The organism is Nocardia sp. NBC_00508 (assembly GCF_036346875.1).
Taxonomy (GTDB): domain Bacteria; phylum Actinomycetota; class Actinomycetes; order Mycobacteriales; family Mycobacteriaceae; genus Nocardia.
In genome coordinates this window covers 801,909-824,172 of the sequence record NZ_CP107852.1, presented here as the reverse complement: position 1 = coordinate 824,172, position 22,264 = coordinate 801,909, and the positions used below count along the sequence as shown (strand labels likewise).

The window sequence follows — 22,264 nt, the reverse complement described above, 5'->3', positions numbered from 1 at the left end:
AGGTCATCTGTCCGGACGAGGCTGCGGGCGTGCCTGTTCCAGTTGCGCCGCCACCGGGAGGATCGTCGTCTCACCGTTCCTGGGACCGACCAGCTGGACCGACAGCGGGAGCCCGTCCTCCCCGACGCCCACCGGCAGGGCGGCCGCGGGGTGGCCGGTCACGTTCCACAGGGCGGTGTAGGCGACCATCGGCACGGAGGCGAGCTGGGCGCGCACCGTGTTCGCGCCGTCGAGCACGCCGAGCAGCGGCGGGCGGATCGCGGTGGTGGGGGTGAGGAGCAGATCGCAGTCGGTGAAGATCCGATCGACCTTGCGCGCCACCACCTCTCCGCGCCGGATCGCCCACTCGACGACAGGTCCGCGCGCCCACGCGCCGAGTGTGACGGTCTGCCTGGTGCGTCGTTCGAGCAGTTCCGGATGATCCAGCTCGGACAGTTCGGCGCGCACGCCGCCGTAGAACTGCGGGAAGAAAGCGTGCGTCGAATCCGGGTAGGCCGGGTTGATCTCCACGACCGTATGGCCCAGTTCCGCGAGCAGTTTCGCGGTGTCGAGGACCGCCCGCACATGCAGCGGATCGGGTTTCACCAGCGGCGTGGGGGATTTCGTGCTGTAGCCGATTCGCAGCGGTCGAGCGGGTGTGCGGGCGGCCGCCTCGAACGACGTCTCCGGGTCGGGCGCCCGGAAACGGTCGGTGGGGGTGGCGCCGCGGATGACGTCGTAGATGACGGCCGAGTCCAGCACGCCGCGGGTGAGCGGCCCGGCGACGCCCAGCGCCCACCACAGGTGCTCGTTCGGGGCGATCGGCACCCGCCCACGCTGCGGTTTGAGTCCGAACAACCCGCAGCATGCCGACGGAATCCGGATCGAGCCGCCGCCGTCACCGCCGAGCGCGGCGGGCACCAATCCGGCCGCCACCGCCGCCGCGGACCCGCCGCTCGACCCGCCGGGGGAGCGGGTGGGATCCCATGGATTGTGCGTCATACCGAAGGTGCTGGACTCGGTGAACGGCCACTGGCCGAACTCCGGCATCGCGGTCTTGCCGACGATGATCGCCCCTGCCGCGCGCAGTCTGCGCACCACCTCGGCGTCCGCCAGGGCAGGCGTCGAGTTCGCCCGGGTGCCGAAGCTGGTCACCACACCGGCGACGTGGAACTCGTCTTTCACCGCGATCGGGACGCCGTGCAGCGGTCCGAGCGCGTCGCCCGCGGCCCGCTCGCGGTCCCGCTCGGCGGCCTCGGCCTCGGCTTCCGCGCGCAGCACGTGGGTGAAGGCGCCGAGATCCGCGGCCGCATCGATTCCGTCGAGCGTCGCTTCGATGAGCTCTTGTGCCGAAAGGACCCCTTGCGCCAGCAGCTCGCGCTGCTCGAGCACGCCTGACGAGACGACGTCCTGGAGTTCCATCCGCTACCGCTCCTCTCGGCTCCCGCGAGCCGCCACGTATGGCCACGGCGTCGATTCCCGACACCCCGACCGTATGTAGTCGAGCGACCATTCTGCAAGGAATACTCTCGGCGAGCCGCTTCGGTTCAGTGCGCGTGTTCGGCGAGGTCGGGTGGGTGGGCAGTCCACCCACCCGACCGGTTCCGAGGGACTGGCGTCAGTGCCCCTCGGAGGTACGCGGGCCCGCGGGCGCGGCGGAACCAGAGCGCTCCAGCTTGGAGTGCGTGCGCGAGTAGCCGACGTAGACGATCAGGCCGACGACCAGCCAGACCGCGAAGCGGGCCCAGGTTTCCCGCGGCAGCGACCAGATCAGGTACAGCGAGAACCCGATGCCGATCAGCGGGACGACCGGCATGAACGGCAGCCGGAACTCGCGCGGCTCGTCGGGCCGGGTGCGCCGCAGCACGATCACCGCCACCGACACCACGATGAACGCCATCAGGATGCCGATATTGGTCAGCTCGGCGACCACCGTGATGTCCAGCAGCCCCGCCATCAGCGCCGATCCGATGCCGACGATCCAGGTCACCCGGGTGGGCACCTTGCGGACCGGATGGGTCTTGGCGAACCATTCCGGCAGCAGGCCGTCGCGGCTCATGGCGAACCACACGCGGGTCACGCCGAGCATGAAGGTGAGCACCACGGTGACGATGCCGACGATCGCGCCGACCGCGATGATATTCGCGACGTTCGGCTGCCCCACCGACTCGAAGGCGGTGGAGAACCCGCTGGTCGGGCTGATCTCGGTGTACTTCTGCATGCCGGTCAGCACCAGGGTGGCCAGCACGTAGAGCACCATGGCGATGGCGAGCGAGTAGATGATCGCCTTCGGTAGGTGCTTCTTTCCGTCGGTGGACTCCTCGGCCGCGGTGCTCATCGCGTCGTAACCGAACACGGCGAAGAAGACGGTGGCCGCGCCGGTCCACACCGCACCGGTCCCGAACGGGAAGTAGGGGGTGTAGTTGGAGCTGTCGATGTGGAACACGCCGAGCACGATGATGAGCACCACCAAGGCGACCTTGATGCCGACCGCGACGGTCTCGAACCGGCCGACGCTGCGGATGCCCCGCGAGAGCAGCCAGGCCGTGCCGAGGCAGAACAGCATCGCGAACACGTCGACCACATGGCCTTCTCCGGTGCCGGAGGCGCCCATCATCCAATCCGGCAGGCTGATGTCGACCTGCTCGAGCAGGAACCGGAAGTATCCGGATACGCCGATGGCGACCACTGCCGCGACCGCGATGTACTCCAAGAGCAGGTCCCAGCCGATGAACCAGCCTGCGATCTCACCGAGCGATACGTACCCGTAGGTGTAGGCGGACCCGGCCTTGGGCACCATCCCGGCGAACTCCGCGTAGCACAGCGCGGCGGCGGCGCTGGCCACACCCGCGATGAGGAACGAGATGAGCACCGAAGGCCCGGTGACGGAGTGCGCGACCGCACCGGCCAGGGTGAAGATGCCCGCGCCGATGATGCCGCCGACGCCGATCGCCGTGAGTTGCCACAAGCCGAGTGACCGCGCCAGCCGCTCGTCGGTGGGCTCGGTCTCCTCCCCGATCTCACCGAGAGGTTTACGGCGCACCATCTGGCTGCGTAACTGCGCGAGGGACATGTACTTCCTTTCGTCCACCTGCGGTACGCGGAGAGGCAGTAACGCAGATCACATTTCCAGCTGCCTACTCAATACGACCACAGCAACCCTGTGATCGTTCAGTTGGACAAATAAAGTTCAGTATTTTTGGCAGCGCCTGCGGCGCTGCGTGTTCGCGGCCCCCTTATGGCTCGCGTCCGAGCGACCGCCGCTGGCGACTTCGTCGCGGACGCGGCGGCCGCTCGGACGCGAGCCGGGCCGCGAACGGGCAATGCCAGGTCTCGCTGCGCTCGAAAGCAGGAGTCGGGCCAAGTGGGTGTGTAGTGCCACGCGTGCATGCCTCAGTGTTCGGTAGACCTTCGTGGCTATTGCGACGGCGATCGTCCGCTGGCGACTTCGTCGCGGACGCGGCGGCCGCTCGGACGCGAGCCGGGCCGCGAACGGGCAATGCTCGCTCTCGCTTCGCTCGAAAACGGGGGTTGGGGTGTGGTTGCCGATAGCACCGAAGCCTCGATATTCGGGTGCAGCAGGACGGGGCGTTGCTTGTTCGGGCTTCAGCTATCGCGGCCGAATGAGCGCAGGAAGAACGCGATGTTGGCTGGGCGCTCGGCCAAGCGGCGCATGAAGTAGCCGTACCACTGGTCGCCATAGGGCACGTAGACGCGCAGTGAATGGCCCGCCGCGACCAGCCGCCGCTGTTCGGCGTCGCGAATGCCGTGCAGCATCTGGAACTCGAAGTCGCCGGATTTGCGGCCGGTTTCGTCCACGCAGTGCAAGGCCGCATCGATGAGGGCCGGGTCGTGTGTGGCGACCATCGGATAGCCCCTGCCTTCCATCAGAACGCGGAGACAGCGCGAGTAGGACTCGTCCACTGCGGACCGGCTCTGATAGGCCACCGACGCGGGTTCGCGATAGGCGCCCTTGCACAATCGGATCCTCGATCCGGTTCCGGCGAACATCCGGCAGTCTTCCTCGGTGCGTTTGAGGTAGGCCTGCAAGACCGTGCCCAGCCACGGAAAATCCAGGCGCAGCTCGCGCACGATCGCCAGCGTCGAGTCGGTGGTGGTGTGGTCTTCCGCGTCGATGGTCACCCAGATGCCCGCGTCCCTCGCGGCGGTGCAGATCTGGTGCGCGTGCTCGCGGGCGATGGCGTACCCGTTCTGCGGAAGCGACTGGCCCAGTGCGGACAGTTTGAGCGACACCTCCAGCGGCCGCACGGGTTGCTCGTCCCCGGCCTGCGATGCGGACAGCGCCGACAGCAACCGCAGATAGTGCGCGACGGTGGCACGGGCCTCGTCGAGATCGGTGGTGTCCTCGCCGAGATAGTCGATCGTCACGCTGCGGCCGGAGCGCAGCAGCGCCGAGGTCGTGGTCACCGCGGCGTCCTCGGTCTCGCCCGCGACGAAACGGTCGACCACCCTCTTGGTGGCCGGGATGCGGGTGATCGTGCGTTCCAGGCGCGGGGAACGGGAGGCCGCCAGCATGGCGGGCCGGAGCAGTCCGGAGAAGGCCATCACAGCTCCTGGTGCGGGTAACGGTGGTCGGTCGCGGGGACGAACGTTTCCTTGATCGTGCGAGCGGAGGTCCAGCGCAGCAGGTTCTGCGCCGAGCCTGCCTTGTCGTTGGTACCGGACGCGCGCGACCCGCCGAAGGGCTGCTGCCCGACGACCGCGCCGGTGGGCTTGTCGTTGATGTAGAAGTTGCCCGCCGCGAAACGCAGCCGTTCGGTGGCGGTGACGATGGCCGACCGGTCCTCGGCGATGATCGCGCCGGTCAGGCCGTACGGCGATCCTTTGTCGACCAGGTGGAGTGCGGACTCGAAGGATCCGCTCACCGAATCGTCGTAGACGTGCACGGCCAGGATCGGGCCGAAGTACTCGGTGCGGAATGCCTCGTCGGCGGGGTCGTCGCCGAGCAGGACGGTGGGCTCGACGAAGTAGCCGACGCTGTCGTCGGCGTGCCCGCCCGCGGCGATGGTCAGGCTCGGGGTCGCCTTGGCGCGTGCGAGAGCGTCGGCGTTCTTCGTGAAGGCGCGCCGGTCGATGAGCGCGCCGCCGAAGTGGGTGAAGTCCGTGACGTCGCCGTAGCTGAGGGCGGCGACCCGGTCGATGAATTCACGCCCCATCCTGGCCCAGACCGACTTCGGGATGAAGGCACGCGAGGCGGCCGAGCACTTCTGGCCCTGGTAGTCGAACGCGCCGCGGATCAGCGCCGTGCTCAGCACGTCGGGGTCGGCGGAGCTGTGCGCGACGACGAAGTCCTTGCCGCCGGTCTCGCCGACCAGGCGCGGGTAGGTGGCGTAGCGGTCGATGTTCGTCGCGACCGTGCGCCACAGCTGCTGGAAGGTCGCGGTCGACCCGGTGAAGTGGATGCCGGCGAGGCGGCGATCGGCGAGCGCCACTTCCGACACCTCGGGTCCGGGGCCGTGCACCATGTTGATCACGCCGGGCGGCAGCCCCGCCGCTTCCAGCAGCTTCATCGTCCAGTACGCCGCCACCGACTGGGTGACGGCGGGCTTCCACACCACGGTGTTGCCCATCAGCGCGGGCGCGGTGGGCAGGTTGCCCGCGATGGCGGTGAAGTTGAACGGTGTGATCGCGTAGACGAAGCCCTCCAGCGGGCGGTAGTCCACCTTGTTCCACACACCGGCTGTCGAGATCGGCTGGTCCTCCAGGATGCGGCGGGCGAAGTGCACGTTGAACCGCCAGAAGTCGACCAGCTCGCAGGGTGTGTCGATCTCGGCCTGGTAGGCCGTCTTGGACTGGCCGAGCATCGTTGCCGCGGCGATGGTTTCGCGCCACGGTCCGGCCAGCAGGTCGGCCGCGCGCAGGAAGATCGCGGCGCGGTCGGTGAAGGACAGCGCCCGCCAGCCGGGGGCCGCGGCGCTCGCTGCCGCGATGGCGTGCTCGACATCGCTCACCCCGGCAGTGGTGAGCGTGCCGAGTACGGCGGCGTGCCGGTGTGGCTGGACCACCTCGAGCCGCTCGCCGTGACCGTGCCGGTGTTCGCCGCCGATGACCTGATGGATTTCGGTCGGCGTCGCGGCGAGCTCGGCCAGCTTCGCCTGAAGGCGCGCGCGTTCGGCGCTGCCGGGGGCGAACGTGCCGACCGGCTCGTTGACCGGCTGGGGCGGCGACACGACGTTATCCATGGATCCTCCTGCTGGGTAGGCGTACCTCCGCCTTCGCTCCGGCCGTGGGCGGGGCTCAGGACGGACTACGTCCGACAGCGCCCTTTGGACGGATGTCTCGTCTTCGGTCCGCTGTCTGTTAGGCGATTTTCCGGTAGGGCGAAGTCAACACCGGAAAACTGCCCGAAGAATGAGTCAGTCGGACAAAGATGGGGCGAGTGCGTTGTCGAGTTGGCCGAAGGATGGACATGTCCGGGGATGAGGAATTGGTCGTCGCGGATATCGATCTGTTCGGCCTGGCGCAGATGGTCGCGCAGAACGCGGGCGGGATGGTGTCCATCGAGGATCCGAACTCGCACGTGCTGGCGTACTCGGCGTCCGACGAAACCGCCGACCAATTGCGCGTGCTGTCGATCCTGGGGCGGGAAGGGCCGCCCGAGTATCTGACGGTGCTGCGGAAATGGGGCGTGTTCGACCGATTGCGCAATAGCGACGAGGTCATCGATGTGCCCGCGCACGACGAGCTGAACATCAAGCGCAGGCTGGCGATCGGTATCCGGCATCCCGCGGACTCCGGCGCTCGCGCGGTGCGAGTTCTCGGCGCGATCTGGTTGCAGCAAGGCGATCGGCCGTTCAAACCGGACGCGGCCGAGGTCCTCCGGGGCGCCGCGGCCATCGCGGCCCGGCTGATCTCCCGCAGTCTCGACGCGCCGAACACCGAGGCGCTGCTGGCCCGGCGGCTGTTCGGCGCGGAAGGCGGCGCGGTCGACGTGGCGGCCGTGGCGAGGGCATTGAACCTGTCGTCGAGTGGTCCGGCCGCGGTGGTCGGGTTCGCGCTCACGGCCACCGAGCAGGCCACCGCCACCGAGCCCGCCGCGCTCGGCAGCGTTCTTCGCCTGCACGCCAGCTCTTTTCGCGGCGACTCGGTGACCGCCACGCTCGGCGATCGCGTCTACGTGCTGCTCCCCGGCTACCGCTCCGCGCAGACGGTGACCGCCTGGACCAGGCAGCTCGTCGAACAGCTGGAAACGAAGCGCTCGCTGGCATTACGGGCCGCAATCGCCTGCCCCGTCCCCGATCTCGGCCGGGTGGCCGATGCGCGAGCCGAGGTCGACCGCGTCCTGGACAGCACCATCGCGACCTACCCGAAGCATCGGGTGACCACGCTCGCTGAATCGCAGACGGCCGTGCTACTCGGCGAGGTCCTCGATCTCGTCGGCTCGCGCGCCGCACTGCACGATCCACGCCTGCGGGCACTACTGGACTACGACCGCAAACATTCCGCGAGCCTGTGCGACAGCGTGGAGACCTATCTGCGCGTACACGGCGACGTCCGCAACGCCGCCGCGGCACTTCGCGTGCACCCGAACACCCTGCGCTACCGCCTCCGTCGCGTCGAGGAAATCCTCGGCATGGACCTCGGCGATCCCGCCGACCGGCTGCTACTGGAGATCCAGCTCGCACTGCACCGCCGCACACCCGGCCGCACCCAGGGGGCATCGGCCTGACGACGGTCTACCCGAACAGCGAGACCCGGAAGAGCAGGTCATTGACGCCATTTGCCTGTGCCCTCGGCGGGGTTGCGGTCATGGCGTGAGGTAGAGCCGCTCGGCAGGTAGGCGCGGAAGTCCGGCCGTGTCGCCGTGGTGCACGGTCACGGTGCGGGAGGGGTGACTGCGCGCTGACCATGTCTGCACGAACACCAAGGCGGCGGTCAGGCATGCGACGAAATCCATGCGCATGTCCTCGGCGAGGTCGATCGACAGCCGCACATCTGGTTCCTCCGGGCGCGGTGATTTGCTGAAGTGCGCCGAGTTCATGCCTGCCGCCGTGCGGGCAGGCAGGCGCGCACCGTGTCCAGCAGCACACGCGCCGAGGGCCGGTAGGTGTCGTGGGGTGCTTCGATCCAGGAGCGGAATCCGGTTTGCTCGTCCAGTGGCGATGGCAATGCGATTACCCCGCCGCTGGTAATGACCTTCACCTGGTACCGGAACAGTCCCGTGAACACCTCTGGGATGTCGGGCAAGTCGGGTCGCGCCAGGAATGTCCAGGTATGCGAACGCGGGTGCGCCACGATCGGGCCGAGGCTCTGGGACCGGGTGCGAATCGCATCGACCACAGCCATCCCAATGGGTTCGGGCATACAGATCGCGCATACGGACTTACTTGCGCGCACGATGATCCGGTCCGGTTCGGCCTCGGCTGCGAGATTGGCGACCCGCTTGTAGAACGCGACTCGCCCCGCCACGGTCCCGCTATTCGAGGGGCGCAGCCCGATCCCGGGCGCGCTCACCTGACCACCCCGATCGATCGGTCTACTCCCGAAGGCTGCGCGCTCGGGTAGAGGCAGCGACCCAGCATCACATGCCCAGGCATGATCACGCTGCATACCTGGGTCAATACGGCGGGGACCGCGCCGCCCAGATGCGCCGAACTCGGAACGATCACCGCACCCGCCCGCGCCACGTGCACGTGCTCGACCAACCGGAGCAGTGCGCCCGAATCGATATGCGACGCGACCGTGAGCATGTGCGGCAATTCGTATCCGTGACGATGCGCCAGTGCCTGAATGACCCCCATGTCGCGGGTCGCATCGGCACCCGCGACCGCATCGCATCGGAAACCGATAGCCCGTGCGGTTTCCGCGTCCACCGCAGAGCTTGCCCGGGTGTCGGTGGACTCGTCGCGTAGCCATTTCGCCATTCGTGCCAGATCGGCGATCCCCGCCGAATACCACCTGCCGCTATCGGTACCGCCACCGCTCGCGTTCATCCCCTGCGCCTCCCTGCCAGTCGTGGTGAGGCACCCGACGCCGGGGGCTCCTGCACTCAGTCAGCGGCAACGCCTGAACCTGTAGAGGAAGGCCGCACCGAGCGCGCCGGGATGAGGAGACCGGCCGCTCACCCCGGCGTCGGGGCCGAAACCGACGTTATGAGCAGGGCCACAAGGGATTTGCCCTGAAAGGACAGGCGCGGCGATCGGGCTAGTTCCGTGGCGCGAGATCAGGAGCTATCCCCAGACGCCAGGCCAGACCGCGTAGGTTCCGGCCGCCGGCGTCACGCCGAGCAGTGCGAAGTTGATTGGCTATAGCTTCGCGAACGAAGAAGTCGGTGCGAACCTGTTGCGGTGCTATGTCTTCGGCCTTCGTGAGCAGGGCCAGGCCGGTGTCTCGATACTTCGGCTCTGCGAGCAGTGTCCGTCCGGCCTCGGCGTAGTAGTTGGCACGACGAGAGGGGGACGGGATGGCATCGACGGGCAGGGCCCGCGCCAGCTCCACGGCCTGCACGCCGTCGCCGAGCTCCATGCCGATAGACGAGCGCCATATCCCGACATTGGTGCGGCCGAACCACAATCGGCCGAAGTTGCCGATCTCCTCGTCCATCCGCGCCGCGACTGCTTCGGCCTCTGCGAGGTGGCTGTTGGCGGTGTCCCGGTCGGACTGCACTGCGCTCGCGAGCGCTGCGGACAGATGAAGCATGCCGTATGCCTGCAAGGCTGAGGAGTCATCGAGGTGCGGCGCGAGCCGATCGGCGGTGTGGACAGCACGGGCGTACTGCTGCGAGCGCGATATCGAGCCCGCGATGGTGCCGCGCAGCCATACCGTGAAGCCTATCCAGGCCGGTGACTCGAGTTCTTCCGCGCAGGCGTTCGCGGCCTTGACGATCATGATCGGCAATCCTCGGACACCGAGGCGCTTGGTTGTGTTCGCCAATGCGTAGTAGCAGCGGATGATGCCGACTAGCACCTCTTGTCTCCATTGCGGGCGTCGGACGTACGCGGAGTGCAACTCCGCGAGCAGCCGCGGAGCCAACGTACAAGCGGCGGCGTAGTCGGTAGACTCACGAACGACTTCCAGAGTGGCCAGATCGGCCGCGATCTCAGACCATTCGCGTATCTCGGTTCCAGGATCAGTGCCGAGTTCGCAGACCTCTAGGGCGTTTTCGACCGCGATCAGCCCGGCGTACGCCTCGGCACCAGGGCCGTCGGTGGTCTCCCACGGTTGACCATTGAACTCCGACGGCGATACCTTCAACGCACGCGCCAGCGCCTCGAGTGTGGCGCGATTGGATAGCGGTTGCTCGCCGCGTTCCAGCCGTCCGAGGTATCCGAAGCTGATTCCAGCCAGGCCCGCGACAACCTCTAGGCTTTGTCCGCGCCACGCGCGAATTTCACGCAGCCTGCGTCCGACTTCGTTCGGTGGAATGTCGTTCATGGCGTACTCCTCCGCCGATGATGGCTACCCACCTGCGACGGTACCCGTTGGCACGCGCGTGAGCGGCAGGGAAGAAGCCCGAACCCCGGGCCCAACTCGCGATACCGCACGGATCTTCCCGGTCACGCGCCAGTCCCGGCCGGGGTGCCGGTGTCGTTCTTCGTCTCGGGCACGGCCTGGTGCTGCCAGGTGTGGGCGGGCCGGATCAGGATTTCCAGCGCGAAAAGCGTGCCGAGCGCGATCCATACCACTACCAGTCCGGTGGGGTAGCGCCAGAACACCAGCAGGAGAGCGGCGATGCCGATGATCGCCCACCGCAGTGCCGTGCGCGCGCGGAAAGCCGACGCCTCCACCGGGTTCGGCGGACGCGATCGCCGGAGTTGCTGGACCGAGTTCATGCCGCGCCCGAATCCTTAGGAAGGCCGCATCGAGCGCGCCGGGATGAGGAGACCGGCCGCTCACCCCGGCGTCGGGGCCGGGTTCAGCGTCACAGGATCAGGAGGGTGTCAACAATGGCACTCTCAGCGAAGTGCAGACGGAAGTGTCAGCGGCGGCGGCGTAATACGTTGTGTTACTTAATATTCCAGTCGAACGAGGTTGGCCAGCTCGCGCATCTCGGGGGTCAAGGTGCGTCGCCTGGCGATGATTCGGCCGAGTAGATCCTTTGCGGATCGTTGCTCGATCAGCCACGGGCGTGCCTCGCGGGACAGCTGAAACAGGACATCGAAGGCTGTGTCATAGCTTCGGAGTTCGATGTGTGCCGTTGCGACGTCGAGCAGATGCCGGTTCCGGTTGTCGGAGGTCGGACGCAGTCCCGGCGGCACGTTCCGCGCAAGTCGCAGCGCGAGGTCAGGGCGGTCGTCCACGATGGCGTTCTCGACCCGCTTCATGGCCACTGTCGCGGGCCCGAACGTCGTCCAATACTGGTGGTAGCTACCTGAATCGCGCTTGACCGCTACCGCTGCCGCATGGGCGAGGCGAATCATGTCGTCCGCCTCATCCGGCCGGTTGTCGCGGATCGCGGCGGCGGATCCTCGCAACAGGAGCCACCCCCAGGTTGACAGTTCCCGTGTCGTCGCCACCGACAAGCGCGGCTCGATGCGGTCGGCCCATGAGATTGCGAGTGTGCGAACTTGTTCGAACTGTCGTTCTACGAGCAACAGCCAACACAGAGTGATCACTGCTGAGGCGGCATCGAGAACGTTCCCGGTTGCTTCGGCATCCGCCAGAGATTGCTCGAGGGAGGTTCTCGCGGGTTGTAGTTGCCGCGTCTGCACCATCACGGAGCCGACCAGTTGCAGAATCCGTGACCGCATGAGCGGCGAGGCGTCACGTCCGTCCGCTATCAGGCGTGGAAGTACGCGTGTCAGCTGGTCGTACTCATTGTCGTGGTAGAGCTTCGCTGCCGCGGTGAGGGCTTCGTTCATACCCCGCTCAGGGGGTGGCTCAGTCGCTTGCCCGCTTGCCGTGGACATGAGCGCTTCCCGCGTCGGAAGCCAGAGTTTGCCGTTCCCGCTGTCGGGTTGGCGGGGATTGGGGCCGAGAAGTGCCGAGAGCGGGCAATTCATCGCGACAGCGAGCCGCCGTAGCGTCTGCATCCGGGTGTCCTCGCGCTCGCCCTGTTCGATCTTGCGAATCAGGGACAGCGACACTCCCGAACCCTCAGCGAGTTCACGCTGTGTCAGACCGCTGCGCTTACGCACCGATCGCAAGCGTTCCCCGAGATCTGCGCTCATGTTCCGAGGCTACGACTGGGCTTGCCCTGTGGCACGGCTTCGGGGATTCTGGCGATGGCTGTCGATCCGCCCGGCCGTTCGGTGCGCGCCAGCGCCGCTTCCCGCGTCGGAAGCCAGAGTTTGCCGTTCCCGCTCTCGGGTCGGCGGGGATTGAGACCGAGAAGTGCCGAGAGCCCGCAATCTTCCAGTTCACGCACCAGTCCCGGCCGGGGTGCCGGTGTCGTTCTTCGTCTCGGGCACGGCCTGTTGCTGCCACGTGTGGGCGGGGCGGATCAGGATTTCCAGCGCGAGCAGCGCAAGGAGCGTGCCGAGCGCGATCCATACCACCACCAGTCCGGTGGGGTAGCGCCAGAACACCAGCAGGAGAGCGGCGATGCCGATGATCGCCCACCGCAGTGCCGTGCGCGCGCGGAAAGCCGACGCCTCCACCGGGTTCGGCGGACGCGATCGCCGGAGTTGCTGGACCGAGTTCATGCCGCGCCCGAATCCTTGGCGTATCGCGGCGGCTGAGGCCGAATCCCCGGTCAGGTAGGCCCCGAGCGCGATTGCCAAGCCGAGCACGGCGACTCCTCGCAGCGCGGTGCGCAGCGGCACCACTACCGTGTCGATGATCGCGGTGGCCGCCTCTGTTGACAGCACGTCGGGCGGAATCTGGTCCAGATAAATTGCCCGCGCGACGATCAGTGCGATCGCGAGGATCAGCATGCCCACCGCCAGCGCGAGTCCGACGAAGACGAGGGCGCGTCGGCGGCGGCCCGCCGGTGCCGCGGCGATCGCGGCCACCGCGGCCGCGATCGTCACCCAGGGCAGCACTGACGCGGCCTTGTCGAGCGTGTCGACCGCTCGTTGCGCACGGACCAGTTCCGGGGACCGGAACAAGACGAACTGTTTGTCGACGGACGGGATCTTTTCGGCGAAGGTGAAGCCGCGGTCGAGCAGCCGGGCCTTCACGTTCTCCAGCACCGTCCGCAGGGATAGGGACACCGTGCCGTTCTCGTCGACGGTCACCGACTCGAGTCCGACGTGTCCGGTCATCACCCCCACCAGCGCGGTATGGGCGGCGCGGTTCGCTTGCAGCCACAGGTCCTCGAACTGGTCGCTGCGCACGAACGATAGCACTGTGTCATTGACGAAGCCGCGCGCCTGCTGGGTGATGACCGGCGCCAGCCCCTCGACCGCGCGATCCACCCGCGGCCGGTTCTGGGCCGCCGGGACCGCCTCGGTCAGTGCGGCCAGCGCGTCCGCGGTCAGGCCCTCGATGTCGACGCGGGCGAAGATCTCGTCGGTGATCGTGTTGGCGACCTCGTTCTGCAGCACCGGATCCGAACCCAGCGGCGCCACCGTGGTGAGGTACCGGTTGGTGTCGAGGATCTCGCCGCGCACGAATCGCGACACCACCGTGGTGATCGCCAGTACGGCGACCAGCACGGTCAAGATCGTCACCGCGGTCCACCGCCACACATGCCGCGGCGGCCGAGTGACCGGTGGCGGTGCGCCGCGCACCTCCCTGTGCAGCGCGGCGACCTCGGCGCGAAGCCGCTCGAGCTCGGCGCGTTCGCTTGTGTTCAGCCGATCGGCGGGTTCGCCCTCGGGCGCGGTGGAGTCCATCGGTATCCCTCACTCCAGGAACAGCTTCGGGTAGTGCGACGTCACCGATACCGGCAGGATCGGTGGTCGCGCCTCCCCTGAGCAACTGCCGAGACTCCTTGCAGGAACTGGAGGAATCCGACTGTGGTCATGATGATCGCGGCCGCGATCGAAGTTCCAGCCGCGATGCCTTGTTCGACCCCGTTGCCTTCTCGGTCGACACGCATGTTCTCCGACATTGCGGTCCCCCTTTCGAAGCGGGCCTCGTATCTCTCGGCATGTGTTGATTCACGCCGCATCGAATTATGCGAAGGCCTTCAGGGTTCGGCTCGAAATGTCGGTTTCGAATTCTGGTTGCGAGCGGCGGCGTACGCTATGGCTGAGATTAGCACCACTGCCGCCGTGAGTCCGAGGTTATTCTCGAACAGACGCGGACCGCTGAATCTGCAGCCATTTCGATAGCGCGGTCCGCAGGAGAGTTACGACCACCTTTCTGGAAGAGGGTTACCGTGACCGAAATAGATGCCGAAGCGATAGGGCCTATTGACTATCTCGTGATCGAATTTCCCGCCGACCGGCCGCCGAACGGATCGGCACTGCCTCTGCTACGCGACCTCGTCGAACGCGGCATAATCCGGGTGCTGGACCTGGCGTTCGTCCGCAAGGAGGCCGATGGCTCCCTCTTCGGAATCGACATCGCCGACCTGGGGCTCGAAGGGGACATCGATATATCCCTGTTCGCGGAGGCGGGATCAGGCCTGCTCGACGACGCCGACCGCAGGGAAGCCGGTACGGCGCTCGAACCGGGAAGCTCGGCTGCGATCCTTGTCTACGAGAACACGTGGGCGGGGCCTTTCGCGTCCGCGTTGCGCCGCAACGGCGCCCAGCTGGTGGCCTCCGGGCGCATCCCGGTACAGAGCATATTGTCGTCCCTCGATGCCCTCGATGCCCTCGAGGAAGAAAGCCGCTGAGAAACAAGGGAATTCGCGGCGATAGATCGATCCAGGAAGGAGAGTGCCATGCCCGGACTGCTTCGCGGCGTAGCCCGCACCGCCGTAGTTGCCGGAACCGCAACCGCTGTCTCCAACCGCGTCTCCCGACGCCAGGGACAGCGCTGGTCAGCGCAGGAGCAGCCGCAGCCTGCCGCGCCGCAGCCGGTCGCCGCACCGCCGTCCGGCGGCAGTGTGGGCACGGACCGGATCACCGCGTTGAAAGAGCTCGCACAGCTCAAAGCCCAGGGTGTGCTCACCGAAGCGGAGTTCGAAGCCGAGAAGGCAAGAATCCTCGCCTCCTGAAGGACTTTCGGCTCTACGACCGATGGAAAGCAGCAGGCACGCCCTCTTGCACGGACCACTGTTTTCCCGGAGCGCTCCGCTCGACGGCCGAAACGCGGCGAGCCGGATCAGCGCGTACATCTACGGCAACGTCCTGATCCTGGCCGCACTGATACCGGTCACACCGTCTGCCGAGCAGGTGGGGATCTGGGTCGTCCTCGGGACCGCCCTCTCCACGTTCATCGCCCATGCTTTCGCGGAAGGAGTCGGTCGAACGGTGCGCCAGAGTCGTGCCCGGTCCGCACGGGAGCGATGGGCGGACCTGCGCGACTCCGTACCCATCCTCAGCTCCGCCGTGCTGCCCTGCGCGATCCTCGCGGCCGCGGCGATCGGGTGGCTCGAACCGCGCACCGCCCAGGTGCTCGCGGAGTCGGCCATGCTGGCCCGGATCGGCGGGATCGTCTTCGTCATCGGTCGGCTCCACGGCGAGCGGCCCAATCGTTCGACGCTGCTCGGAGCGGTCCTGCTGGCGTGCGCGGCCACCACCGTCGTGGGGGTCAAGGTCATCCTGACCCACTGATCCACGCAGACGACAGGAACTCGCCACCCGCACAGAAACGCGATCACGTGATCAATCCGCTCGTCGACCGATCCGAACGGGTTGGCTCGGCACGGTGGGCGGCGTCTGGTTGCCGGAGCGGCCGGGCGCAGATCCGCGATCCCGCACACCGGTGCCGGGGATCGGCGGAGAATTGTTCATATCCGATCGGTCGTCGAGGAAAAGGAGCGATCATGTCCGAGAATTCATCGGTCAAACAAGGAGTCGCGGCAGGAACCTCGATAGGGGCCGCGATCATCCTCATCACGGTCGGCCTGCTCCAGGTGTTCCAAGGCATCGCCGCGGTGGCCGAGGACGAGGTCTTCGTAGTGGGCGTCGAGTACACCTATAAGTTCGACTTCACCGCGTGGGGTTGGATCCACATCGGGATCGGTGCTGTGATGGCGGCGGTGGGATTCGCCCTGTTCACCGGAGCGGGCTGGGCCCGAATTGCCACGATCGTCATCGCGGCGATATCGATTCTCGCCAACTTCCTGTGGTTGCCGTATTACCCGTGGTGGTCGGTACTGATCATCGCACTCGACATCGTGGTGATCTGGGCGGTCACGACGTGGAAGCCCGAGCGCGTTTAGTCGACTCTCTTATCCGCACCAAATATCCAACGGTGGGCCGAGGCCATGATCGAGCGAAGCAATCTCTCCGTCGCCGGGCCCGGCGAGCACGCTGACGCGGCCGGCCGATGGACCCGGGCCGACCGCGCCGAATACGGCAAGGCGGTACGGCGCCGAACACCTTTCGGCGTCATGGCCGAGTATGGTCCCACCCCTGACCGCGACCCGGTCGGGCTGCTCGAAACGCAATCGGCGACACGGATTCCCGAACTCGTCCCGGTGCGGTACGGGCGAATGGCCGCTGCGCCGTTCGCCTTCTACCGTGGCGCCGCCGCGGTCATGGCCGAGGACCTCTCGCACGCCCCGACCACCGGCCTGATCACCCAACTGTGCGGTGACGCGCACCTGAGCAACTTCGGGCTCTTCGCGACACCGGAACGCAAACTCGCCTTCGACCTCAACGACTTCGACGAAACCTACCCCGGCCCGTTCGAATGGGATGTCAAACGGCTCGTCGCAAGCCTGGCTGTCGCCGGGCGCGACAACGACCACAGTGGCAAACAATGTCGGAGGTGCACTCGCGCCTGCGCCGCCGAGTATCGCGAAACCATGGTCTACCAGGCCGGGCGCGGAGAGCTTGCGGTCTGGTACTCCGGTATCGACGCCGTGGCCCAATTGGACGAAGTGCGCGAGGTTCTCGATTCCTCGACCAGAAAGCGCATCCAGAAGGCGATCGACAAGTCCTGGGGCCGAGACAGCGTCCAGGCGCTGTCCAAGCTGACCACCGTCGTGGACGGGCGGCCGAGAATCCTGAGCATGCCGCCGCTGATAGTTCCGATCGAGGAAATCTTCACCGGCGCCGAAGCCGAGCAGTTGAACCGGGTGCTGATCGAACGGCTGGCTCACTATCGCGACACGTTGCAACCCAACCATCGGGCGCTGTTCGATCGGTTCGAATACGTCCAAGCGGCGCGGAAGGTCGTCGGCGTGGGCAGCGTGGGCACCAGAGCCTGGATCGTCCTTCTCCGCGGGCCCGGCAACGACCCGCTGTTCCTCCAGGTCAAGGAAGCCCAGCCGTCGGTGCTCGCGGAGCACATCGACGGCCCGTCGTTCCCGAACCAGGGCGAACGTGTCGTGGCCGGGCAGCGGTTGATGCAGGCCGCCAGCGATATCTTCCTGGGCTGGCAGCAAAGCGCGGGCGAAGACGGCGTGGTGCGAGACTTCTACGTCCGGCAACTCCGCGACGGCAAAGGATCCGCTGTGGTCCAGACCATGTCCCCTGAGCTGATGACTCGCTACGGCCGTCTGTGCGCACGCGTGCTCGCCCACGCCCACGCACGGGCAGGTGACCGGTTCGCGATCGCCGGTTACCTCGGATCGGACGACGACTTCGATGAAGCGATGTCCGCATTCGCCGAGAACTACACCGACCAGAACGCACGCGACCACGCCGCGCTGCGCAGGGCGATCGATGACGGCACGGTCACCGCCCAGTTGGGGGTGTAACCGTGAGATGTCGGCTCAATCGGGTGGGATAGGCTGGAATGGTCGGAGTTCGTCCGCTCCCGCTCGAACTACTCCGGCGCAGGATTCCGGCACCTCGTTCCACGCCCTTTGCAGGTCGCGCAGGGGTTCGGACACCACGAATCGGGTCTCTCCACCAAGATGGTGCAGCACCTCTACCTCGGGATGGAGAGCCCGCAGCTTCGAGATCTCCGTCGAAAAGAACAGCGACCGCGTCCGCCGCTCACTCGAGTAGCGGAAGACCCAGATGGATTCGCCTTCCGTCGTCGCAACGGTCATCTGGACCGGATTTTCCACTCCGTTAGCGCGGCCGACGTCTTCGACGAAACCGACTGCCCGGGCGACGGCAGCGATGGGATCGTCGGCGAGGCCGAATGTCAGGGCGAGGAAGAACAGTACTTCGGAGTCCGTCGAACCCTCGAGGTCGGGAAACAACGCTGGGTCCAGAGCGGTCACCAGGTCACGCCGGATCTCGCGGTAGCCACGAAGGACGCCATTGTGCATCCACAACCAGCGCCCATGCCGGAACGGATGGCAGTTGCTGCGCTGCACCGGTGTCCCGGTCGAGGCACGTATGTGCGCGAAGAACAGCGGAGTTCGCACTTGGCCGGCGATCTCGCGCAGGTTCCGGTCGTTCCAGGCCGGTTCGATGCTCTTGAATACCGCCGGTTGGGCGCCTTCCCCATACCAGCCGACACCGAAGCCGTCACCGTTCGTAGTCGTTTCACCCAGACGGGAGTGCAGACTCTGGTCGATCAATGAATGTTGCGGCCGGAACAGCAGATCCTCGGCGAGAATCGGCTCTCCTGAGTACGCCATCCACCTGCACATTCATCAATTGAATCAGAACTGTATTCGGTTGTGGCCGGAAACCGGTCGAACAGGCCATTGTCGTAACTTGTGCCTCAGCGAGGCTGTCTTCGCAGGTAGGATGCTGGTGTGTGCCAGCGCCGGTACGGTCTTCGCCGGTATCTGCAGCCACGCGCTGGAGCCGCCGTAACCGGCAGGCCTCGACCGGATCTCCGCGCTGAAACAATTCGGTGAACTCAGGGCCAGGGAGTGCCCGCCGAAGACTGGTTCCATACCGAAAAGGAGAAGATCCTGGCCGCCTGACCGAAACACCGACTGGACGGAGCGCCTCACATGGAAGGCTTCTGGGATTTCTTCTGGTTCATCTTCGTCACTTTCGCATTCGTGGCCTATCTGACCGTGCTGTTCTCGATCATCACCGACCTGTTCCGTGACCACCAGAGTTCGGGCTTGGCGAAGGCCGTCTGGATCTTCTTCCTCTTCTTCGTGCCGTTCCTGACGGCGCTGATCTACGTGATCGTCAAGAACGAGGGAATGACACGGCGGTCGATGGCCGCCGCCCAGCATGTCAAGCAGGCCCAGGACAACTACATCCGGGATGTCGCGGGGAAGTCTCCGGCTCAGAGCATCGCGGAGGCGAAGGCGCTGCTCGACTCCGGCGCCATCACCGAAGAGGAGTTCCAGGCCATCAAGGCCAAGACACTGGCGTAGCGGCGCGACCCACATTGCCCTCGAAGGAGTGTCACGTGTCGCCGACGACGACAGAGAGGCCGGGTTCCACCCTCGTGCTGGGGGTGCTGGCGTCGGGTCAGTTCTTGATGACGCTCGACAGCTCCGTGATGAACGTGTCGATGGCCACCGTCGCCCAGGACCTCGGCACTACGATCACCGGCATCCAGACCGCCATCACCCTGTACACACTGGTGATGGCATCGCTGATGATCACGGGCGGCCGGGTGGGCGCCATTCTCGGCCGGCGCCGGGCGTTCGGGTTCGGTCTGGTGATCTACGGCGCGGGCTCGTTCATCACCGGGCTTGCGCCGAATCTGCCGATCCTCCTGCTGGGTTGGTCGCTGCTGGAGGGGATCGGCGCCGCCCTGATCATGCCCGCGATCGTCTCCCTCGTCGCTGGGAATTTCGCTCCGGAACGCCGGTCCGCGGCCTATGGACTGGTGGCGGCGGCGGGAGCGATGGCCGTCGCCGTGGGCCCGCTGCTCGGTGGTGCCGTGACCACGTTCGCATCATGGCGGTATGTCTTCTTCGGCGAGGTGGTCGTCGTCGTGCTGATTCTGCTGGTTCTGCGCCGGATCGAGGACGCTCCCGCGGACCGCGTCCGGCTGGATCTCGTCGGGTCGCTCCTATCCGTGCTCGGGCTCGGCACGGTCGTGTACGGCGTGCTGCGGTCGAGCGAATGGGGCTGGGTGCAGACAAAGCCCGGCGGCCCTGTCGTGCTCGGTCTGTCGCCTGTCATCTGGCTGGTGATCGGTGGCCTGCTGCTGCTGTATCTGTTCCTGCGGCGGCAGACATATTTGGTGGAGCGGGGCCGCGATGCGCTGGTCGATCCGGGCCTGCTGACGAACCGGCAGCTCGCCGGGGGTCTGAGCATGTTCTTCGCGCAGTTCGCGGTTCAGGCCGGGGTGTTCTTCTCCGTGCCGCTGTTTCTGTCGGTGGTGCTCGAACTCAGCGCGCTCGAGACCGGGGTGCGGATCCTTCCACTGTCCATCGCGCTGGTCCTGGCCGCGGCGGGCATCCCCCGTTTCCGGCCGCAGGCCGATCCGCGCCGCGTCGTTCGCCTTGGTCTGTGCTCGATGATCGCCGGCGTTCTGATTCTCACTGCGGGAATGGATCCGGGCGCCCACGCGGGCGTCGTGTCGATCCCGATGCTCCTGATGGGGCTGGGCCTGGGCGCCTTGGCTTCTCAACTGGGCGCCGTCACGGTATCCGCCGTGCCCGATTCGCAGAGCGCAGAGGTCGGGGGACTGCAGAACACCGCCACCACTCTCGGTGCGTCGCTGGGCACCGCACTGATCGGGTCGATCCTGATCGCTACGCTCACGTCGTCCGTGATCGCGGGCATCGAGGACAATCCGGCTATTCCGGTCTCCGTGCAGGAGCAGGCCCCCACGGAACTAGCTGTCGGAGTGCCGTTCCTGTCCAACAGTCAGTTGGCGGGCGCGCTCGACAACGCCGGCGTCGAGGAGAGCGCAGCCGACGCCATCCTCGAGGTCAACTCCGGCGCCCGTCTCGAGGCGCTGCAGGTGGCATTCGCCGTGACCGCTCTGGTCGCGATCGCCGCGCTGTTCGGCACCGGTCTGCTGCCTCGCCGACCGGTCGGCCCGCAGGACACGACTGCCCGGCGCACGCCGGGCCGGGATGAATAAGGGGGTGGCGGTCGAAGATCCGCAGCGTCATTCGCGGTCGCCGCTGCCCGGCCCCCGGAGGTAGCGACCGATGGTGGTCTCGTCCAAGGCGAGTGCCTTGACGACCGATGCCGCGCCCACGATCACCACTGACATGACGAAAAGCCAACTGACCGAGGTGAAGGCCAGCCCCAGCGGACCGAAATTCTCGTGGGCGTTCGCCGCGATCCGAGGCAGGATGACCCGGCCTGCCGCGTGCACCGCGGTCAAACCGACCGCGGTGAGCACGCCGGACACCCAGAGCAGACGTCCGGTCAGCGCTCCCTTCGTGAGCAGAAAAGGAGCGAGGATCCAGACCAGCGCCCAGATGGTCACCTCACTCAACAGGGCAAGCGGCCGGCCTGCGTATCGGATCTCGGCGAGTTCGCGTGTCTGCCCCACCAGCCCTGCCGCGAGGGCGACCGCGAGCAGCGTGGCCAGCCACCGCCAAGCGTCTCGCGGACCGATCACGGGCACCTGCCATACCGCCTCGTAGACGCGCGCGAGAGCCCGAGCGAACGAAGTGCCGCCGAGCAGAATCATCAGCAGGCCCACCACACCGAACGCGGCCATCGACGGATCGGTGGGCATAGGTCCACCATCGGCGGACAGCGATTCCGAATCGAAGCCGAACTGGTCGTTGATCGTGTTCGCCGCGGCCTGCCAGCCACTGAAAGCGGACGCGGCAATGATCACCGGCAACACCGACGTGAAGATCTGCGCGGCAAGCGCCAGTGACCGGTCCACGATCTGGATCTCCGCGAGACCCTCGATCAAGCGTCGCAGCGTGCGACCGTACGGCGTTCCCCGTAGCCAGCCGGTCGCGGCCTGGGTGCGCGCGAGCGACACTTCGCGGGCCAACGCCACAGACAACCTCACGGACCGCATCGCGCTTCACCTCCCTTCTGCCCTGCGGTCGAGAACGGCCCGATCCGTGCAATCCGTCTCGGTGCGAGACGAACCGACACGAGTCCGATCAGAACCAGATCGTCGAGCAGGTGGATCAGCACAACGCGCGGGGAACTCTGCGCGATCGCCACGATGTCATCCCGCCATCCGACCGCGCGGGGCGAACGGTACCGGTCTCCGGCCGATCCGCTCTGAGAACCATCCGCTGTCGGCATCGAAGGGTCCTATCCCGACGTCCGACCCGCCTGGAATCGGTCGTTCGACTGGATCACGAGTAGCACGTATCCTGCCGAATCGAGGCTACGCCGTCATCGAGGCACCCACGTCGGCATGGTCTCGAGCCGTTCGGTCGGCGGGCGGGCAAGTCCGGCATTGCCGGAACTTGCCATGCGGCGCGGTTTCGGGGATTCTGGATGGTCACGGGCGCTGGATAGCACACCCGGTCTCCGCTCGGGTCCCGTTCACCCAGCCGCTAAGTTCT

Annotated in this window: 21 protein-coding genes and 1 pseudogene; 8 read left to right on the top strand and 14 right to left on the bottom strand. The window is 66.7% G+C overall.

Annotated features, from left to right (window positions below):
* Positions 1–3: 3 nt before the first annotated feature.
* From OHA40_RS03505 to pruA, 4 genes are all read right to left on the bottom strand, one after another.
* A complete protein-coding gene (locus tag OHA40_RS03505) occupies positions 4–1,401 on the bottom strand; it encodes an amidase (RefSeq protein ID WP_330231633.1) in 1,398 nt (465 codons plus the stop codon).
* 196 nt (positions 1,402–1,597) lie between these two features.
* A complete protein-coding gene (locus tag OHA40_RS03500; protein ID WP_330231632.1) occupies positions 1,598–3,052 on the bottom strand; it encodes an amino acid permease in 1,455 nt (484 codons plus the stop codon).
* 533 nt (positions 3,053–3,585) lie between these two features.
* On the bottom strand, positions 3,586–4,545 hold the full coding sequence (locus tag OHA40_RS03495) for a proline dehydrogenase family protein (protein ID WP_330231631.1): 960 nt from the start codon (positions 4,543–4,545) through the stop codon (positions 3,586–3,588).
* Entirely contained in the window at positions 4,545–6,182 is a 1,638-nt protein-coding gene (pruA, locus tag OHA40_RS03490; protein ID WP_330231630.1) for an L-glutamate gamma-semialdehyde dehydrogenase, read from the bottom strand. Before pruA ends, OHA40_RS03495 begins: the two co-directional genes overlap by 1 nt.
* A gap of 227 nt (positions 6,183–6,409) precedes the next feature.
* On the opposite strand from pruA, the gene OHA40_RS03485 reads away from it, so the two are divergent.
* Entirely contained in the window at positions 6,410–7,669 is a 1,260-nt protein-coding gene (locus OHA40_RS03485) for a PucR family transcriptional regulator (protein ID WP_330231629.1), read from the top strand.
* A gap of 78 nt (positions 7,670–7,747) precedes the next feature.
* On the opposite strand, the gene OHA40_RS03480 is transcribed toward OHA40_RS03485, so the two are convergent.
* From OHA40_RS03480 to OHA40_RS34645, 8 genes and pseudogenes are all read right to left on the bottom strand, one after another.
* Positions 7,748–7,981, bottom strand: coding sequence for a hypothetical protein (locus OHA40_RS03480; RefSeq protein ID WP_330231628.1), 234 nt, complete (start codon positions 7,979–7,981; stop codon positions 7,748–7,750).
* A complete protein-coding gene (locus OHA40_RS03475) occupies positions 7,978–8,454 on the bottom strand; it encodes a DNA-directed RNA polymerase subunit beta (protein WP_330231627.1) in 477 nt (158 codons plus the stop codon). The genes OHA40_RS03480 and OHA40_RS03475 overlap by 4 nt, the downstream gene beginning before the upstream one ends.
* Positions 8,451–8,933, bottom strand: coding sequence for a hypothetical protein (locus OHA40_RS03470; RefSeq protein WP_330231626.1), 483 nt, complete (start codon positions 8,931–8,933; stop codon positions 8,451–8,453). The genes OHA40_RS03475 and OHA40_RS03470 overlap by 4 nt, the downstream gene beginning before the upstream one ends.
* Positions 8,934–9,144: 211 nt before the next feature.
* Positions 9,145–10,374 carry a helix-turn-helix domain-containing protein gene (locus OHA40_RS03465; RefSeq protein ID WP_330231625.1) on the bottom strand — a complete coding sequence of 410 codons (1,230 nt, stop codon included), beginning with the start codon at positions 10,372–10,374 and terminating at the stop codon, positions 9,145–9,147.
* A gap of 122 nt (positions 10,375–10,496) precedes the next feature.
* Positions 10,497–10,772 carry a hypothetical protein gene (locus tag OHA40_RS03460; protein ID WP_442943911.1) on the bottom strand — a complete coding sequence of 92 codons (276 nt, stop codon included), beginning with the start codon at positions 10,770–10,772 and terminating at the stop codon, positions 10,497–10,499.
* A gap of 177 nt (positions 10,773–10,949) precedes the next feature.
* A complete protein-coding gene (locus tag OHA40_RS03455; RefSeq protein ID WP_330231624.1) occupies positions 10,950–12,110 on the bottom strand; it encodes a helix-turn-helix domain-containing protein in 1,161 nt (386 codons plus the stop codon).
* A 189-nt stretch (positions 12,111–12,299) separates the two neighbouring features.
* Positions 12,300–13,718: a hypothetical protein gene (locus tag OHA40_RS03450; RefSeq protein WP_330231623.1), complete on the bottom strand. Its 1,419-nt coding sequence runs from the start codon at positions 13,716–13,718 to the stop codon at positions 12,300–12,302.
* Between the two features lie 77 nt (positions 13,719–13,795).
* Positions 13,796–13,936, bottom strand: a pseudogene (locus OHA40_RS34645) (DUF7144 family membrane protein); the annotation flags it as partial.
* A 270-nt stretch (positions 13,937–14,206) separates the two neighbouring features.
* On the opposite strand from OHA40_RS34645, the gene OHA40_RS03445 reads away from it, so the two are divergent.
* From OHA40_RS03445 to OHA40_RS03425, 5 genes are all read left to right on the top strand, one after another.
* Complete coding sequence (locus OHA40_RS03445; protein WP_330231622.1) at positions 14,207–14,668, top strand: DUF6325 family protein; 462 nt, start codon at positions 14,207–14,209, stop codon at positions 14,666–14,668.
* Positions 14,669–14,716: 48 nt separating this feature from the next.
* Complete coding sequence (locus OHA40_RS03440; RefSeq protein WP_330231621.1) at positions 14,717–14,992, top strand: SHOCT domain-containing protein; 276 nt, start codon at positions 14,717–14,719, stop codon at positions 14,990–14,992.
* A 22-nt stretch (positions 14,993–15,014) separates the two neighbouring features.
* Positions 15,015–15,551 carry a hypothetical protein gene (locus OHA40_RS03435; RefSeq protein ID WP_330231620.1) on the top strand — a complete coding sequence of 179 codons (537 nt, stop codon included), beginning with the start codon at positions 15,015–15,017 and terminating at the stop codon, positions 15,549–15,551.
* Positions 15,552–15,763: 212 nt separating this feature from the next.
* Entirely contained in the window at positions 15,764–16,162 is a 399-nt protein-coding gene (locus tag OHA40_RS03430; protein WP_330231619.1) for a DUF7144 family membrane protein, read from the top strand.
* Between the two features lie 45 nt (positions 16,163–16,207).
* A complete protein-coding gene (locus OHA40_RS03425) occupies positions 16,208–17,647 on the top strand; it encodes a DUF2252 domain-containing protein (RefSeq protein WP_330231618.1) in 1,440 nt (479 codons plus the stop codon).
* Between the two features lie 15 nt (positions 17,648–17,662).
* Here the strand turns inward: OHA40_RS03425 and OHA40_RS03420 are convergent, their stop codons facing one another.
* Positions 17,663–18,484 carry a class II glutamine amidotransferase gene (locus tag OHA40_RS03420; RefSeq protein WP_330231617.1) on the bottom strand — a complete coding sequence of 274 codons (822 nt, stop codon included), beginning with the start codon at positions 18,482–18,484 and terminating at the stop codon, positions 17,663–17,665.
* 324 nt (positions 18,485–18,808) lie between these two features.
* On the opposite strand from OHA40_RS03420, the gene OHA40_RS03415 reads away from it, so the two are divergent.
* Complete coding sequence (locus OHA40_RS03415) at positions 18,809–19,186, top strand: SHOCT domain-containing protein (protein ID WP_330231616.1); 378 nt, start codon at positions 18,809–18,811, stop codon at positions 19,184–19,186.
* A 35-nt stretch (positions 19,187–19,221) separates the two neighbouring features.
* Positions 19,222–20,856 carry an MFS transporter gene (locus OHA40_RS03410; protein ID WP_330231615.1) on the top strand — a complete coding sequence of 545 codons (1,635 nt, stop codon included), beginning with the start codon at positions 19,222–19,224 and terminating at the stop codon, positions 20,854–20,856.
* A gap of 27 nt (positions 20,857–20,883) precedes the next feature.
* Here the strand turns inward: OHA40_RS03410 and OHA40_RS03405 are convergent, their stop codons facing one another.
* Positions 20,884–21,762 carry a hypothetical protein gene (locus OHA40_RS03405; RefSeq protein ID WP_330231614.1) on the bottom strand — a complete coding sequence of 293 codons (879 nt, stop codon included), beginning with the start codon at positions 21,760–21,762 and terminating at the stop codon, positions 20,884–20,886.
* Positions 21,763–22,264 lie beyond the last annotated feature (502 nt).